The sequence below is a fragment of the Prevotella sp. OH937_COT-195 genome (genome assembly GCF_003932845.1).
In the GTDB taxonomy this organism is placed as follows: Bacteria; Bacteroidota; Bacteroidia; order Bacteroidales; family Bacteroidaceae; genus Prevotella.
The window spans coordinates 1-694 of the sequence record NZ_RQZH01000100.1 but is presented as its reverse complement, the minus strand read 5'-3'; the positions used below and the strand labels follow the sequence as shown (position 1 = coordinate 694).

General features: G+C 61.7%; 1 pseudogene. It reads right to left on the bottom strand.

The window, feature by feature from the left end:
* A pseudogene (locus tag EII32_RS12265) lies at positions 1 to 694 on the bottom strand (peptidase); the annotation flags it as partial.

The following is a 694-nucleotide window of genomic DNA, read 5'->3' as shown; positions in this document are numbered from 1 at the left end:
CGCCGGGGATCACGCTGAGGTTGTTGCAGTTGGCGGAGTTTACCTTCGTGCCGGCAATCTCGAGGTCGTAGAAAGTCACGGGCTTGATGGTCACCTTGTCGGTGATGATATTTCCCGAGGCGTCGCACACGGCTTTCTTTCCGGCGTTCCACACCGCTCCGGCGGGGTTTGTGATGGCGCAGCCGTCGAGGGTGAGGGTCCGGAGGTCGCAGATGGAGCCGTCCGTGCCCTCTGCTGTTACCGCGGCGTTGCGGATGGTGAGGGTTTCCGAGGAGCCGCCATTTCCTGTGATGCCCCATAGGCCCTTGGCATTGACGGTGCAGCCGTCGATGGTGAGCGAGGTCTTATTGACAAAGATGCCACAGCTATTTGTGCCCTCTGCGTTGAGCGTGCCGCCGCCCGTAAGGGTCATCGGCCGGACGTGGCCGACGGCTGTCTTTCCCGCCGTTATCGTGTTGGTGCCGGTGAGCTTCACCGTGAGGCCGTCGATGTATGAAGCGATGCAGTTGTGGTCACCGCCGGCGTTGATGGCGGCGTTGTGGAGGGTGAGGGTGCGGGTGGAGTGGTCGTACTTCACCGTGCCGCTCACGCCGGGGATCACGCTGAGGTCGTTGCAGTTGGCGGAGTTTACCTTCGTGCCGGCAATCTCGAGGTCGTAGGTGGTAACCGGCTCGATGGTCACCTTGGATTTGAT